The 16,168-nt window shown below is 69.2% G+C and carries 9 protein-coding genes; 8 read left to right on the forward strand and 1 reads right to left on the reverse strand.

Annotated features, from left to right (window positions below):
• Window positions 1-271: 271 nt before the first annotated feature.
• From OG780_RS27460 to OG780_RS27485, 6 genes are all read left to right on the forward strand, one after another.
• Window positions 272-1,387, forward strand: coding sequence for a DegT/DnrJ/EryC1/StrS family aminotransferase (locus tag OG780_RS27460; protein ID WP_328452531.1), 1,116 nt, complete (start codon window positions 272-274; stop codon window positions 1,385-1,387).
• Window positions 1,384-2,409, forward strand: a complete 1,026-nt coding sequence (locus tag OG780_RS27465) for a Gfo/Idh/MocA family protein (RefSeq protein WP_328452533.1) — start codon at window positions 1,384-1,386, stop codon at window positions 2,407-2,409. Before OG780_RS27460 ends, OG780_RS27465 begins: the two co-directional genes overlap by 4 nt.
• Entirely contained in the window at window positions 2,399-3,982 is a 1,584-nt protein-coding gene (locus tag OG780_RS27470; RefSeq protein WP_328452535.1) for a glycosyltransferase family 4 protein, read from the forward strand. Before OG780_RS27465 ends, OG780_RS27470 begins: the two co-directional genes overlap by 11 nt.
• Window positions 3,979-5,658: a glycosyltransferase family 2 protein gene (locus OG780_RS27475; protein ID WP_328452537.1), complete on the forward strand. Its 1,680-nt coding sequence runs from the start codon at window positions 3,979-3,981 to the stop codon at window positions 5,656-5,658. The genes OG780_RS27470 and OG780_RS27475 overlap by 4 nt, the downstream gene beginning before the upstream one ends.
• Before the next feature lie 9 nt (window positions 5,659-5,667).
• Window positions 5,668-6,951, forward strand: coding sequence for a nucleotide sugar dehydrogenase (locus OG780_RS27480; protein WP_328452539.1), 1,284 nt, complete (start codon window positions 5,668-5,670; stop codon window positions 6,949-6,951).
• A 300-nt stretch (window positions 6,952-7,251) separates the two neighbouring features.
• On the forward strand, window positions 7,252-8,469 hold the full coding sequence (locus tag OG780_RS27485; protein WP_328452541.1) for a hypothetical protein: 1,218 nt from the start codon (window positions 7,252-7,254) through the stop codon (window positions 8,467-8,469).
• A gap of 290 nt (window positions 8,470-8,759) precedes the next feature.
• On the opposite strand, the gene OG780_RS27490 is transcribed toward OG780_RS27485, so the two are convergent.
• On the reverse strand, window positions 8,760-9,359 hold the full coding sequence (locus OG780_RS27490; RefSeq protein ID WP_328452543.1) for an acyltransferase: 600 nt from the start codon (window positions 9,357-9,359) through the stop codon (window positions 8,760-8,762).
• A gap of 1,634 nt (window positions 9,360-10,993) precedes the next feature.
• Here OG780_RS27490 and OG780_RS27495 point away from each other — a divergent pair.
• Together OG780_RS27495 and OG780_RS27500 are read left to right on the forward strand one after the other, a co-directional pair.
• Complete coding sequence (locus OG780_RS27495) at window positions 10,994-12,391, forward strand: integrin alpha (protein ID WP_328452545.1); 1,398 nt, start codon at window positions 10,994-10,996, stop codon at window positions 12,389-12,391.
• Between the two features lie 62 nt (window positions 12,392-12,453).
• Window positions 12,454-16,095 carry a LamG-like jellyroll fold domain-containing protein gene (locus OG780_RS27500; protein ID WP_328452547.1) on the forward strand — a complete coding sequence of 1,214 codons (3,642 nt, stop codon included), beginning with the start codon at window positions 12,454-12,456 and terminating at the stop codon, window positions 16,093-16,095.
• The last annotated feature ends 73 nt before the right edge of the window (window positions 16,096-16,168 follow it).

The following is a 16,168-nucleotide window of genomic DNA, read 5'->3' on the forward strand; positions in this document are numbered from 1 at the left end:
TGACAGCACGCCAGCTTAGGGTTTCCCTTTCGTAACCATGAAGAAAGGCTTTGCACTTCTGCTGGTAATCTGGCCGCGGACTCGGCTGCTGGTGACATACGGCCGTAGACCACGCGAGATACCCCGGGGGGCAGGGTCTTGCGGGAAACGATCGCCGACGCAAGGCGTGGGCGGACTTCCAGGGATGCGGACGTGCTGGCTCGACACCGTTCCTTCCCGGCCCATGCACAAAGTGGTGCGCCCTAGAGGTCGCTGATGAAAGGGAATGTCGATGACCGACGCCCATGAGTTGATACCCGCCGCAAGGCCCGTGATCGACGAGGAGGAGATCGAGGCTGCGGTGCGCGTACTGCGCAGCGGCCGGGTCGTGCAGGGCCCCGAGGTTGCCGCCTTCGAGGCGGAGTTCTCGGACGTGGTGGACGGGCGGCACTGCGTCGCGGTCAACTCCGGTACCTCCGCGCTGCACCTGACGCTGCTCGCTCTGGGCGTCGGCCCGGGCGACGAGGTCATCGTGCCGTCGTTCTCCTTCGCGGCCTCCGCCAACGCGGTGCGGCTCGTCGGCGCCGACGTGGTCTTCGCCGACATCGAGGCGGACAGCTTCTGCCTGGACCCGGCGGCGGTCGAGGCGGCCATCACACCGCGCACCGCCGCGATCATGCCGGTCCACCTCTACGGCCACCCCGCCGCCATGGACAAGATCATGGCGATCGCCGGGCGGCACGGGCTCGCCGTGGTCGAGGACGCCTGCCAGGCGCACGCGGCCGCCCTGCACGGAACGCCGGTCGGCGCCTTCGGCAGCGCGGGAACGTTCAGCTTCTACCCGACCAAGAACATGCACAGCCTCGAGGGCGGCATGGTCACCACCGCCGACGCGGAGACCGCCCGCACCCTGCGCCTGCTGCGCAACCAGGGCATGGAGCAGCGCTACGCCAACGAGATCGTCGGCGCCAACGTCCGTATGACGGACGTCTCCGCCGCCATCGGCCGGGTGCAGCTCGCCAAGCTCCACGGCTGGACCGAGCAGCGCATCGCCAACGCCGCGTACCTGACGGAGCACATCAGCGCGCCGTCCGTGGTCACGCCGAGTGTCGCCGAGGGCGCGCGCCACGTCTTCCACCAGTACACCGTGCGGGTCCTGGGCGACCGCGACGCCGCCATGGCGAGCCTGACCGAGGCCGGCATCGGCAACGCCGTGTACTACCCGACGCCGATCCACCGGCTGAAGCCGTACTGGGAGCCGGACCAGAAGGCCGGCCGCACCTGGGACCTGCCCGAGACGGAGCGCGCTGCCGCCGAGGTCGTCTCGCTGCCCGTCCACCCGGGTCTGTCCGCCGGGAACCTGGAGCGCATCGTGTCCGCCGTGAACGCGCTGGGGGCCCAGCTGTGAGCAGCGGGAAGAAGCTGCGGGCCGGACTCGTCGGCCTCGGTTCCATGGGGCGTCACCACGCCCGCGTCCTGTCCGGCCTGGAGGGCGTCGACTTCGTCGCCGTCGTCGACCCGATGGGCGACAAGTTCGGCGCCGCCCAGGGCGCGCCGGTCCTCGACACCGTCGAGCAGCTCATCGGCCTCGGCATCGACTACGCCGTCGTGGCCTGTCCCACGGCGCTGCACGAGCCGGTCGGCATGCAGCTCGCCGAGGCCGGTGTCTGCGCGCTGATCGAGAAGCCGGTCGCCGACACCGTGGCGGGCGCACACCGTCTCGTCGAGGCGTTCGAGTCGCGCGGCCTGGTGGCCGGCGTCGGCCACATCGAGCGGTGCAACCCGGCGCTGCGCTCGCTGCGCGCCCGGCTGGAGGCCGGCGAGCTCGGCGACGTCTACCAGGTCGTCACCCGCCGCCAGGGCCCCTTCCCCCACCGCATCGCGGACGTCGGCGTGGTCAAGGACCTCGCCACCCACGACATCGACCTCACCGGCTGGGTGACCGGGCGCGAGTACGTCTCCATCGCCGCGCACACCGTCTCCAAGAGCGGCCGCGAGCACGAGGACATGGTCTCCGCGGTCGGCCGCCTCGACGACGGCACGATGGTCAACCACCTGGTCAACTGGCTGAGCCCGCTCAAGGAGCGCTTCACCTCGGTCACCGGCGAGCGCGGCTGCTTCATCGCCGACACCCTCACCGCCGACCTGACGTTCCACTCCAACGCCGCGATCTCCACGGAGTGGGAGGCCCTCCAGGCCTTCCGCGGTGTCTCCGAGGGCGACATGATCCGCTACGCCATCCCGAAGCGCGAGCCGCTCCTCGTCGAACACGAGCTGTTCCGGGACGCCGTGCTCGGCAAGCCGGCCGACATCTGCACCCTGCGTCAGGGCACGCGGACGGTGGAAGTGGCGGCGGCCGTGCTGGAGTCGGCATTGGAAAACCGCAGCGTTTCGCTTCTTTCGGAGGACCTGGCCATCCATGGCAGCTGAGAACAACAAGTCGACGAACCGGCCCGTGCGCGGGCGGATCGTGATGCTCGTCGACAACGGGGTCAACGGCGATTCGCGCGTGCAGAAGGAGGCCAGGTCGGCCGCCGAAGCGGGCTGGGACGTCGTACTGCTGGGCAAGGCCAAGGGGAAGAAGGAGCAGACCTGGCAGATCGGTGACGCCGAGGTCCGGCTCCTGCCGGTGCCCGGTCCGATGTCCCGCCGACGCCACGAGTACCGGCGTGCCGTACTGCGTGCCCCGCTGGCGTACCGGCCCGGTCCGCTGGCCGCGTACCGGCGTCAGAAGATCAAGGCCAGGCGTGCCGACCTCAACATCCGGCTGATCCTTGCCAAGCAGGAGGGTTCGGCCCTCGACCGGCTGAGGCTCCTGGCGCCCCGCTTCCTGGCACGCTTCCTGTACTCCTGGGTGAAACTGCGCCACCGCAGCACCCTGGCGCTGGAGAAGCGGCGCAAGGACATGGACTCCGCTCTGGACAGGTTCACCACCGCCTTCTGGAAGAAGACCATGGGCACCCGCGCCTGGCGCAGGCTCGACCCTCATCTCTGGGACTACGAGCTCGCGTACGGCAAGGTCATCGACGAGCTGAAGCCCGACCTCGTCCACGCCAACGACTTCCGCATGCTGGGTGTCGGAGCCCGCGCCACGCTGCGCGCCCGCGCCAACGGCCGGAAGGTCAAGCTCGTCTGGGACGCCCACGAGTTCCTGCCCGGCATCAAGCCGTGGAGCCCGCATCCGCGCTGGCACGTCGCCCAGTGCGCCCACGAGCTGGAGTACTCGCGGCACGCCGACGCCGTGACGACGGTCTCGGACACCCTCGCCGGGATGCTTCAGGAGCGGCACGGCCTCAAGGCCCGCCCCACCGTCGTCCTCAACGCGCCCGACGCCGAGGTCTCGCCGGAGCAGGCGGCCGAGCCGGTTCCGGACCTGCGGGAGCTGTGCGGCATCGGATACGACGTGCCCCTGACCGTCTACAGCGGTGCCGCCGCTCCGCAGCGCGGCCTCGACACCATGGTCGAGTCGCTGCCGCAGCTGCCCGACGTGCACACCGCGTTCGTCGTGCTCAACACCGAATCCGAGTACATGCGGGCCCTTCGGGCGCGGGCGGATGAGCTGGGGGTCGGCGACCGGCTGCACATCATGCCGTACGTGCCGCACTACCAGGTGGTGCGTTTCCTCGCGGCCGCGGACCTCGGGGTCATCCCGATCCACCACTGGCCGAACCACGAGATCGCGCTCATCACCAAGTTCTTCGAGTACTCCCACGCCCGGCTGCCGCTGGTGGTCAGCGACGTGAAGACGATGGGCGCCATGGTCGAGCAGACAGGCCAGGGCGAGGTGTTCAAGGCCGAGGACGTGGAGGACTACGTCCGCGCGGTGAAGTCCGTTCTGGGCGACGCCGAGCGCTACCGGAGCGTCTACGACAAGCCGGGCGTCCTCGACCAGTGGACCTGGGAGGCCCAGGCCGACGTGCTGGACGAGGTCTACAGCGGGCTGCTGCCCGGCAGCGGGGCCCGGCCGGCGGCCGAGCGCAGACCTGTGGAGGCGCGGACATGAGTGGCACACCCGACGTCAGCGTCGTCGTCGCGGTCTACAACACCATGCCCTATCTGACGGAGTGTCTGAACTCCCTGATCGGGCAGAGCATCGGCCGCGACAGGCTGGAGATCGTCGCGGTCGACGACGGCTCCACCGACGACAGCGGCGCCGAACTCGACCGCTTCGCGGAGCGGTACCCGGGCACCGTCAAGGTGCTTCACCAGGCCAACTCCGGTGGCCCGGCCGCCCCCAGCAACCGAGCGCTGGACATCGCCACGGGCCGCTACGTCTACTTCATCGGCTCCGACGACTACCTCGGCGAGGAAGCGCTGGAGCGCATGGTGGCCTGCGCCGACGAGCACGGCTCCGACGTCGTCGTCGGCAAGATGGTCGGCACGAACGGCCGGTACGTCCACCAGGCTCTCTACAAGGAGAACAACCCGGACGTCGGCCTCACCGACTCCGCCCTGCCGTGGACGCTCGCCAACACCAAGCTGTTCCGGCGCGACATGGTCGAACAGCACAAGCTGCGCTTCCCCGAGCACCTGCCCGTGGGCAGTGACCAGCCGTTCACCATCGAGGCCTGCGTGCGTGCGCGGAAGATCTCCGTGGTGGCCGACTACACCTGCTACTACGCGGTGAAGCGGGGCGACGCCAGCAACATCACCTACCGCGCCGACCACCTGGCGCGGCTGCGGTGCGCCGTGGAGATCATGGACTTCACGGCCGGTCTCCTCGATGCGGGCCCGGAGCGCGACGCCGTACTGCGTCGGCACTTCACCTGGGAAGTGGCCAAGCTCGTCCAGGACGACTTCCCCACGCTCGACCGCGAACTCCAGCGTGAGCTCTGCGCGGGCGTCGCGCGGCTCGCCGACGCCTACCTCACCGACGGCATCCGCGACGCCATGGATGTCAAGCGCCGGGTGCGTATCTGCCTGGCCCAAGCCGGTGCGGTCGACGAACTGTCCGAGGCGATCACCTCGGAGAAGGCGAACGGGGCGCCGCCGTTCGTCGTCGAGGGCGAGCGCGCCTACGCCCGCTACCCGGGCTTCCGCGATCCCCGCATCGGACTGTCCGACCGCTGCTACGAGCTCGTCGGGGAAGCGGTTCCCGGCCGCCTCGCCAAGGGCACCGAACTGCTGGCCTCCACCTGGGAGCAGGCGGACGGCAAGATCACGTACACGGCCACCCTGCGGCTGCCGGTCCTCGGTGAAGTCGACGGAGCCGTCCTGCGCCTCGCCCAGGGCGCCATGCCGAAGTCGGCTGACAAGCCCGGAGCCAGAAGCCTCCCGAAGGGCCACGAACTCCCCGCTCCCGTGGGTGAGTTCACGACCGAACTTGCCGATGACGGCACAGCCACGGTGCTGCACGCGCGCATCCCGCTGGAGCGGAGCTCGGTCAAACTCGGCGTCCGGGTCTACCTCGACGTCGCCGGTTCGACGTACGAGATCCCCGTGCGCGGCAAGGGCAGGCCCATGCCGCTGGCCCGCCGCTGGGGTGCCTATGAGGACCCGTACTACGCGCGGGCGACGGTGAACCCCAAGGGCCGCGTGGTGATCACCACGGGTCCCCTGCACCAGCCGAAGCGGTCACTGGTCGCGAAGGCGAAGTCGGCCCTCGCCCGGCGACTGAAAACCCGATCCGCCGGCCCGAAGCCGAGCGGTTCCCCCACGAGCCGTTCGAAAAGGAAGTAGCGACCGTCCATGAACATCTGTGTAGTAGCCCTCGGCAAGATCGGGCTCCCGCTGGCCGTGCAGTTCGCGTCCAAGGGGCACCGGGTCATCGGCGCGGACGTCAACGAGAAGGTCGTCGAGCTGGTCAACGCCGGCACCGAGCCGTTCCCCGGTGAGCACGACCTGGACGTCAAGCTCAAGCAGGCCGTCGACGCCGGGCTCCTGAGCGCGACGACGGACACCGCGGACGCGGTCGCGCAGTCCGAGGCCGTCATCGTGGTCGTCCCGCTGTTCGTGGACGCCGAGGGCACCCCGGACTTCGGCTGGATGGACGCCGCGACGAAGGCGATCGCCAAGGGCCTCAAGCCCGGCACGCTCGTCTCCTACGAGACCACGCTGCCGGTCGGCACCACCCGCACCCGGTGGGCGCCGATGCTGGCCGAGGGCTCCGGCCTGACCGCCGGCGAGGACTTCCACCTGGTGTTCTCCCCGGAGCGTGTCCTCACCGGCCGCGTCTTCTCCGACCTGCGCCGCTACCCCAAGCTGGTCGGCGGCATCGACGAGGCGTCGGCCGCCCGCGGTGTGGAGTTCTACGAGCAGGTCCTCGACTTCGACGAGCGCCCCGACCTGGCGCAGCCGAACGGCGTCTGGGACCTGGGCACCGCCGAGGCCTCCGAGCTCGCCAAGCTCGCCGAGACCACCTACCGCGATGTCAACATCGGTCTGGCCAACCAGTTCGCGCGCTTCGCCGACGGCAACGGCATCGACGTCAAGAAGGTCATCGAGGCCTGCAACTCGCAGCCGTACAGCCACATCCACCAGCCGGGCATCGCCGTCGGCGGCCACTGCATCCCGATCTACCCGCGGATGTACCTGTGGAACGACCCGTCCGCGACCGTCGTCCGCTCCGCCCGTGAGGCGAACGCGGCGATGCCGGAGTACGCCGTGGACCTGCTGGCGGCCGCCTACGGCGACCTGACCGGGGCGAACGTCCTCGTGCTGGGCGCGGCCTACCGCGGCGGCGTGAAGGAGACGGCCTTCTCCGGCGTCTTCCCGACCGTCGAGGCGCTCAAGGCGCGCGGGGCGGTCCCGTTCGTCTCGGACCCGATGTACACGGCCGAGGAGCTGACGGCGCACGGACTGACCCCGCACGCGGGCGAGAAGGTCACCGCCGCGATCCTCCAGGCCGACCATGCCGAGTACCGCACCCTGACCCCGGCCGACCTGCCGGACGTCACGGTCCTGGTCGACGGACGCCGTACGACCGACGCGGAGGCCTGGAAGGGCGTCCGCCGGGTCGTCATCGGCGGCTGACACCCCACTCGCACCGCAAGGGCCCGTCCGGGCATACTGGACGGGCCCTTGTCATGACATGGAGGGGAAGAGCGGGCGGAACAGGTCCTCGGGGCCGACGCCTCGGTCCGCCCGGAAGCCGTCGTATCATCCGGATGATCCGGCCCTGGCCATGCTGCCCGGGTCGGCCGCTCACTGCTCAGGATCCCTCACGTGCCCGCTGTTCCCACCGCCGTCCCCACCGCCGTCCCCACGCCCCTCACGGCACGGATCGCCGTCCGTGCGCGCCGCAGCCGGTACCTTCTGCCGTTAACGGTCTGCGTGCTGTACGCGGTGTTCCAACTCGTCGCGGCGCCGCAGTGGACGATGTTCCCGGATTCCTACCGGTACGCGCGGGCGGCGGAGCAGTACCTCGGTGTCTCACGTGAGGAGGCGCATCGCACGGCGCTCGCGGCCTTCTGCGTCAGCCGCGCCGACCGCGCGGCGCACGACGAGCGGCTTCAGCCGATGGTCCACGAGAGCCGGGACGCCCTCAGCGCCGCCGCCGAACGTGCCTGCCTCAAGCGGTGGATCGACGCCCCCGACATCACCACCGCTGACCCGCGCTATCAGGCCATCTTCTCCGGCCGACCGGGCTACCCCCTGCTCGCGGCGCCGTTCGTCGGCGCCTTCGGGGTGCTCGACGGGATGCGGCTGCTGGGAGTGCTCCTGGCCGCGGGGGGCTCGCTGCTCGTGTTCGGGCTGCTCGGCTGTGCGGGGCTGACCCGGCGTGCCGCCGCCGTCGGCCAGGTGGCGTTCCTTGCCACACCGCTCGGCTGGTGGAGCGCCCAGGCTCTGGGCGAGGGGCTGTTCACGGTGTGCGTCCTGTGCGTGCTCCGGGGCGGTCTGCTGTTGCTCAGGCGCCGGTCCATGGTGAAGGGAACGGCTCTGGTGGCCCTCGGGTACGTGGCCGGCGGGGTCACCCGCTACTCGTCGGCCCTGGTGCTGGCGGTGGTCCTCGGCGCGGCCGCGACGTGGGCTCTGTGTCTCCGCCGTCCGTGGCGCCACCGGGGTACGGCCGTTCTCGCGGTGTCCTCCGCGGCGACAGCCGGTGGGGTGGTCGCCGCGATACGGATCCTCGGGCTGGCCTCCTCACAGGCCACCCTTCAGGACACCTTCACCCATCACTTCGAGACTCCGGAGATCGCCGATCCCTGGAGCGCGCTGCTGGGTCTCGCCGGCCGGTTCGCGCAGGACTGGATCGCGCAGCAGGCCGGGCTGCCGTACTTTCTGGTCCTCACAGCCCTCGCGGCCTGGGCGTTGGCTCGTCACGGCAACGGGTTGGGCCTGCTCGCTCTCGCCACCGCGTTCACCGGAGCGTGCGCGGTCGCGGCCCATCCGCTCGTCCAGGAAGCCGACCGTCTCGGCGTCCTGATGTGGATGCCCATCGTCCTCGGCCTGCCCCTGGTCGTCGACCGTCACTGGTCCTCGGTATCGGTGACAGAGGTTCCGGTGACAGAGACGGAGCTTCGCCGCGCCGGTGCAGCGGATGCCCGTTGAGCGGTCGAGCGGACTCGACCGGCCGGTGAGCTCCTGCCCGGCCGGGGCAGGAGCGTCGGTCCCCGGGGCCCGGCCGCTCAACGCGTCGCCCACAGCGTCCCGGGGTGCGGCCGAAGAGCCGCCTGCCGGCCGAGGCCGCTGAGCCGGAGGCCCAGACCGTCGTACGCGGCGATTTGGACAGCTCCTGCTCAGCGGCCACAGGAACGGGAACGGCTGACCGTGAGCCGGGAGAGAGCGGGAAGACCCGCTTCCCTGGCCAAGGGGACGACGTTCAGCCGGTTCGCCCGACCTCAGGCGCGTTCGACGAGGGTGCCGTCCTTCTCCTCGTAAAGGCTGCCGGTCTGCGGGCACTCCCACACGTCGGCCTCGCCCGCGTGCTCGATCAGCTTGACGCCCGCCCTGCCGACCCAGCCGACCCGTCGCGCGGGAACGCCGACGACCAGGGCGAAGTCCGGCACGTCCTTGGTGACGACGGCACCGGCGGCCACCATGGCCCAGCGGCCGATGCTGATGGGCGCGACGCAGACCGCGCGGGCACCGATCGAGGCGCCGTCGGCGATCTTCACGCCGACGGCCTCCCAGTCGCCACCCCTCTTCTGCTTGCCCTCGGGGTCGACGGAGCGCGGGTTGTGGTCGTTGGTGAGGACCACGGCCGGGCCGATGAAGACACCGTCACCGAGCTCGGCGGGCTCGTAGACGAGCGCGTAGTTCTGCAGCTTGCAGTTGTCGCCCATGCGGACGCCCGAGCCGACGTACGCGCCACGACCGATCACACAGCCCTCGCCGAGGCGGGCGCCGTCGCGGATCTGCGCGAGGTCCCAGACGCTGCTTCCCGCGCCGATCTCGGCGGTCTCGTCGACCTGGGCGCTGGGCTGGACCCTGTAGTTCACTTCGTTCTCGCTTCCGGGGGAGACGGCTACGCCCGGTGAGCATACGTGCCAGGGCGGGCCGTTCGCCTTGCGCCGAACCCCGCCGTACCCGGTGAGGGAGATCTCGCGGTTCCGACCCGTGCAGGACGGTTCTCTCTTCCGGCGCCGGAGCCTGTTCCGGCTCCCGGGCTCGACCGCCCGGAGGTGCTCACACCGCTCGAGCCCTTCGGCCCTCCAGCACATTTACGGAAGCGGGGTGACGCGGGCTCGTCGCCCTGACCGGGCTCAAGGCTTACACCGGACCATCGATTTGCAGATTGGAATTATTCATACGCGGCGAACATCCCGTCCCGACGTGGTGACCAGAAACTCGAACACGCCTCGTGCCCCGCGGATTTTTCCTCATTTTTTCAATCGGAATCACGCGCCCGTCAAGACAGGAAGCGCAGCGAAGGAAACGTCAGGTCGCGGTTCTCGTCATGCTGGTCCGACGCAGTATCGTCGTCCTGTTTGCCGTACTCCGCGACGACCCTTTACACCAAGCCTCGGCCGTCGACATTCCTCTACGAAAACCATGGCACTTTTTCCGTCGTCGGCCCATCGGTCTCCGACCATTCCCGCTCGCATCCGCATCACGCTCGGCTGTTCTGCGGCGGGGACATGAGGGCTGGAGCCCATCCGCCGCCGCGGCCGGCTCGTTCCCGACAGCAAGCCGTGGAGCACCGTGAAAGATTCTGTCCGCATGCTCCCAGGCAGGCGCGCGACCCAGGCAACCGGCACCGTCCGGTCGGACAGTCGACTCACAGTCAGGCGCCCTTGGCATCTTGCCTGATGGAGGGCCACGGGCCCCTGTTCCTGTGCCCACGGACAGAGTACAGCGTCACCGATGTGATCAACCAAGACCAGTGAGAGGCCGGCCGTTCCTTCCGCGAAGCCGCCGGCCCCGTTCGGTCCGGCCGGTACCGGGTGGCCGCCGACGCCCTGTCCACCGCCGCGACAGCACCAGGTTTGTGGGTCGTCTCACCAGGCCATCGGTCAACTCGCCTAAACATACTGGGGAGTTGAGGTCATGCGCCAGGCCGGAGACGGCACGTTCGGCGAGAACGTCCCGGAGGCCCGTACCGGGTACCGACCGGTGAACGTGGCCACACGACCTGGGTTTGTGATCGGCGCGTGGAATGCATGCGGATCACCTTGTGAAGATGTTGTGGTTTTCTTATCTTCATAAAGTGAGGGTCGGGTCAAGAGGGCGGGTCGTGCAGTGAGGTCTATCACGCCTGAAATGCCGTTTTGCCACCTCTTCCTCTCGAGTGGGCTTTTCTTGCTCATTGGAATCGAAAAGCGCCGAGACGTTTCCCGTCGTACGGAATTCAGGGACGCGAAAGGCCTTTGATCTGGGCTTGACACTCTTTATGCACCCCATATTTAGTCTCCGTTAGCAACATTCACAGAGTGGACGGGATGTGTCCGCTCAAAGCAGCAGCGAGGGGTGGGGTGTGCGTACGCGTACACGGCTGGCAGGATTGTCGGCTGTACTAGCAAGCGCTTTCTTTACGGTGGGACTGGTCTCCCTGGGGTCGACTCAGGCGGCGGCAGTCGCCTCATGTGTGGCGGGAACGTCATCCGACTTCAACGGTGACGGAATCTCCGACACGGTGATCGCGGATCCGAACGCGACGGTGGGCGGGGCCCAGGGCGCCGGACTGGTCCGCGTCGTCCTGGGAGGCGGCAAGGGGGTCTCCGAGATCTCCCAGGCGACCAGCGGTATGGCTGCCACGCCCGAGGCGGGCGATCACTTCGGCTTCTCCAGGACGTCCTACGACGCCGACGGCGACGGGTGCACGGACCTGGTCGTCGGTACCCCGTACGAGGATGTCGCCAAGGACGGGAGCCAACTCGTCGACGCCGGAGCGGTCTACGTCATTCATGGCAGGCCCACCGGGATCGGCGCCGGCTCCGCCATCGAGGGGTACACCCAGACACAGCTCGACCCGACCACGTCCACCGAGGCGTACGACTGGTTCGGCTACGCCGTGAGGGCGGGCGAAACCTCCACCGGAGCGCCCTACCTGGTCGTCGGTGTGCCTGGCGAGAACGTCACCGAGAGCGGCACCACCTACGGTGACGCGGGCTGCATCGAGTACGTGCAGGGCACCACCAGGGTCCCGGTGAACGAGAACGACCCGGGCGTCCCTGGTGTCGTCGAGTCGAATGACCGCTTCGGCTACTCGCTGGCCGGAACCAATCGCTATTTCGCCGTCGGCTCACCGGGCGAGGCCATCGGCAGTGAGACCTTCGCAGGCGGTGTCACCGTCTTCAGCCACACCTTGACCGGTGGGCTGCCCACGCCGCTCGTCGGGCTCGACCAGGATGCCGCCGGGATCAGTGGTGTCGCCGAGGCGGGTGACGGCTTCGGCAGCGCGCTCTCCATGACGAACTACCGGCCGAGCGACCAGACGTACAACTCCGATGCCCTGCTGGCGATCGGCGCTCCGAACGAGGACATAGGCACGGCCGCCGACGCGGGCAGCGCGCTGGTCGTGAAGATCCAGCCCTCCGGCGCGTACACGGAGATCACGTGGATCGACGCCGCCGTCGCCAACGTCGAGGGCGACCCGGTCGCCGGGGACTTCCTCGGCCAGCGGGTGACGATCGTCAACACCGACACGAGCGTCGTCACCAGCCCCGCGACCGTCCGCCTCGCTGTCGGCGTGCCGGGTAAAGACACGGCCTCGGTGAAGGACTCGGGCGCCGTCCAGATCTTCCGGCCGCTGGACGCGGCCGTCGGCACCGCCGACAAGTTCCTCATCCGCGGTTCGGGTCTGCCGGGCACCGCCACCCTGCGCGACTACAACGGCCTCGCCCTGGCTTCGGGTACCAGCAACCTCTACGTCGGTGTGCCGTACAGCAAGGCCTCGGACAGTCCCAAGGGAGCGCTCTACGTCCTTCCATGGACGGACATCGACGGTACGACGAGCACCGGGACCACCACCTACAAGCCCGGCTCGGCCGGGCTGCCCGACGAGGGCGTGGCGTTCGGAGTGGTGGGATGACCGGCGGTTCAGGGACTTCGGGGAGTCCGGGGAGAGGGAAACACAGCACGATGAAACTCCGTATGCACGAAAGACCGCGCGGCAGCCGTCGCGCCGTCGCTGTCGGCACGGCCCTCGCGGCCCTGCTGACGACCGGTATGAGCGGCGCGTCCACCCTCGGTGGAGCGACGCAGGCCGATGCGGCGAAGGCCGCGAAGAGCTCCGACAGCCCGGCGCTCACCCAGGACGCCGCGCAGGCCGCGGCCGCCAAGTCGGGTGACTCCGTAGAGGTGATGAGTCTGCGCGACGAGCGGAGCACCACCGTCGCCAACCCGGACGGCACCTTCACCGTCACCCAGTACGTACAGCCCGTCCGCACCCGCAAGAACGGCAAGTGGACGGCGATCGACACGACGTTGGTCAGGCAGCGGAACGGGTCGTACGCGCCGCGGGCCGCGCTCACCGCCATGTCCTTCTCCGGCGGCGGCGATTCGACGTTCGCGGAGATAGACAAGGACGGGCGTTCGCTGGCCCTCGACTGGCCGAGCAAACTGCCCGAGCCGAAGATCGACGGTTCGACCGCCACGTACAAGAACGTCATGGACGGCGTCGACCTCAAGGTCACCGCCAGTGCCGAGGGCTTCTCGCACGTCCTGGTGGTCAAGGACGCGAAGGCGGCGGCCAATCCCGAGCTGGCCCGACTCGAACTGCCCATGGAGTCCTCCTCGTCCGTCGAGCTGAAGAAGACCGCGGACGGCGGGCTGACCGCCACCGACAGCGGCTCCGGAGGCACGGTCTTCGAGGCGCCACAGCCTCTGATGTGGGACTCCAGCCACGGGGGTGGGACAGCGGACGGCGCGAAGCCGTCGCCCTCCCCGTCGGCCCAGGCGACCGCGGACACCGAGGCGGTCACACCTCCCGACGGAGCCCAGGTCGCGGATGTGGCCGTCGGCCTGGCGCCGGACACCATGACGCTCACCCCGGACGCCCGACTGCTCGCCGACGAAGACACGGTGTTCCCGGTCTACATCGACCCCGTCGTCAAAACCGCCAACCGCAGCAGCTGGACCATGGTGTCCTCGCACTGGTCCTCCAACTCGTACTGGAAGTTCGACGACGACGAGGGCGTGGGCCGCTGCCCGTCCGACGTGTCCTTCCGCTGCGCCAGCAGCGACGACGTCAAGCGGCAGTTCTTCGCGATCCCCACGGGGACCTTCGAGGACAAGGACATCGTCGATGCCGAGTTCGCGGTGACGATGGTGTTCACCTACAGCGACTCCGCGCGCGAGGTACAGCTGGCCCGGGTCAACAGCAGTGGCGCGAGCGCGATCAGCTCGTCGACGAACTGGTCCAACCAGCCGTCCTCGAAGGCCACCGTCGCCTCCAAGTCCCCGACCAACCCGGCGGGTTCCTGCACGTCGACCAACCAGAACGTGCGGTTCGACGCCAAGAGCGCGATCCAGAAGGCGGCCGACAGCGGCTGGGACACCACCACGTTCCGTCTCAAGGCGGCCAGCGAGTCCGACACCTCGTACTGGAAGCGTTTCTGCGGCAACGCGTACGTCTCGGTGACGTACAACCGACCGCCGCTCCAGCCGGACACGGACCAGCTGGAGATGGCTCCCGGCGGCGCATGCGAGTACGGCAAGGCGACCCAGCACTACGTGACCGAAGCGCCGCACGTGACCGCGGTGATCGAGGACTACGACCACAACGACGTCAAGGGCAACACCGAGTCCCTGCAGGCGAAGTTCAAGGTCTGGTGGACGAACAGCTCCGGCGTCGAGGTCGACCACTACGCGACGACGGGCAAGCAGAACACCACCGGCAAGGGCAACACCGGCCAGGCCGTGTTCAAGTACGTCATCGGCAGCGACGTCAGCGGCGACGGCGAGCCGGGCTTCACCATCCCGCCGAACACCACCGTCGCCTGGTCGGTCCAGGGCTATGACCAGACGTCGTGGGGTCCCTGGTCCACCGACGGTGACCAGACCCGCTGCGAGTTCATCTTCGACAAGGACAGGCCGAAGGCGTCCGTCATCACCTCCCCGCAGTATCCGGACGACGACGCCTGGCACGCGGGCACCGGTGACTACGGCAACTTCACCATGGACTCGCCGTCCACCGATGTGACGAAGTACAAGTACTACTTCACCGGGCCGCACGCCGTGAGCACGCCGGTGACGGTGAACGCCGAATCCACCGGTGGCCCGGCGACGATCCGCTGGATGCCGCCGAGCGAAGGCCCGTACTTCCTGCACGTTACGGCGATCGACGGAGCGGGCAACCCGCAGTTGACCTCGACCACCCATACCTTCCTGGTCAGCGACGGCCGTGCCCCGGTCGCGGGCTGGACGCTCGGTGACGCCAAGGGAGCCTCGAAGGCGGCCGGCAGCAACGGCGCACCCAGTGCCACCGCCGGTTCCGGGGTGACCTTCGGGTCCGGTGGACCGCTCGGCTCCACCGACACCGCCGCCTCCCTGGACGGCACCGCGAACGCCTACCTGGACGCCGGCACACCGGCCGTCGACACGGGAAAGACCTTCTCCGTGAGCGCCTGGGTGATGCTTCCCTCGCTGCCCACCGAGAGCATGACCGTCGTCAGCCAGGACGGCACGTCCCAGCCCGGGTTCGAGCTCGGCTACGACGGGGCCGACAGCAAGTCATGGACGTTCCGGATACCGGTCAGTGACATGGAGTCGCTCGGCACCTGGAAGGTCTCGGGAGCTGCTGCCGTCCCCAACGTCTGGACCCACCTCATAGGGGTCTACGACGCGGAACTCGGCAAGATGATGCTCTATGTCAACGGCACCCTGGTCGCCGACGACGTCCAGGCCCGGCGCACCACCTGGAATGCCACCGGTGGCCTGCAGATCGGCCGCAAGCTCTCCCTCGGCGGCTACACGAGCTACCTCAAGGGCAGCGTGGCCGACGTCAAGCTGCACGACCGGGTCATCCCGGAGACCGAGGGACAGGAACTGGGCGGCATCCAGCCCCACCAGCTCGCCTACTGGCAGCTGGACGAGGCGACGTCCTCCGTTTCGCCGGAGACGGGCGGCGGCACCGGGCTGACGATGGGCGGCGGAGCCTCCATCTACCTGCCCGACGACTCCTGCGATCCCGAGCTCGATCCGGACTGCGTACCCCCGGCCGAACCGCTGTGGGGCGACGGACACCTGGCGCTGAACGGCACGAACGCCTACGCCTCCAGGGCGGCGGGCCTGCTCTCCGCGCAGGACAGTTTCACGCTGACGGCCCGTGCCCGGCTCGCCGCGACGAACCCGGGCAGCAACGAGACGGTCCTCTCGCTGTCCGGCACGAACGGCAGCGCGGCCACGGTGAAGTACCTGGCCGCGAGCAACCGCTGGCAGCTGGCGGTGACAGGTGCCGACACGGCCGCCCCGGTCACCACCATCGTCCTGGACAACGGTGACCTGCCCAGTTCGGAGGGCGACGGCGACCATCTGGCCCTCGTCTACAACGCGGTCTTCGGCGAAGTGCTCCTGTACGTCAACGGTGTCGCCGCAGCCAAGGCCCCCTGGGACAACACGTGGGACTTCGGCAAGACGGGCCTCCAGATCGGCCGGACCCTGACCGGCTCGGCCGGTAGCGAGTACTTCTCCGGCGCCATCGACGAAGTGCGTATGTACCAGGGGCCGTTGGACGCTTCGCTGGTCACGCTGGTGGCGGTCATGCCGGCCGGCGCGAGCATCGACGAGACGTAGGCGCTCCGCAAGAAGGCGGTTCCGGCGCCGTGGTCCCCACGGGCGGCGGAACCGCCGACGGCACGGTCCCGCG

It is taken from the genome of Streptomyces sp. NBC_00386, from assembly GCF_036063235.1.
Classification (GTDB): Bacteria; Actinomycetota; Actinomycetes; order Streptomycetales; family Streptomycetaceae; genus Streptomyces.

What these genes read in the sequence shown, in the direction of transcription:
- OG780_RS27500 (WP_328452547.1), top strand. Translation starts at nt 12,454, where the DNA reads ATGCACGAAAGACCGCGCGGCAGCCGTCGCGCCGTCGCTGTCGGCACG.
- OG780_RS27475 (WP_328452537.1), top strand. Translation starts at nt 3,979, where the DNA reads ATGAGTGGCACACCCGACGTCAGCGTCGTCGTCGCGGTCTACAACACC.
- OG780_RS27460 (WP_328452531.1), top strand. Translation starts at nt 272, where the DNA reads ATGACCGACGCCCATGAGTTGATACCCGCCGCAAGGCCCGTGATCGAC.
- OG780_RS27480 (WP_328452539.1), top strand. Translation starts at nt 5,668, where the DNA reads ATGAACATCTGTGTAGTAGCCCTCGGCAAGATCGGGCTCCCGCTGGCC.
- OG780_RS27470 (WP_328452535.1), top strand. Translation starts at nt 2,399, where the DNA reads ATGGCAGCTGAGAACAACAAGTCGACGAACCGGCCCGTGCGCGGGCGG.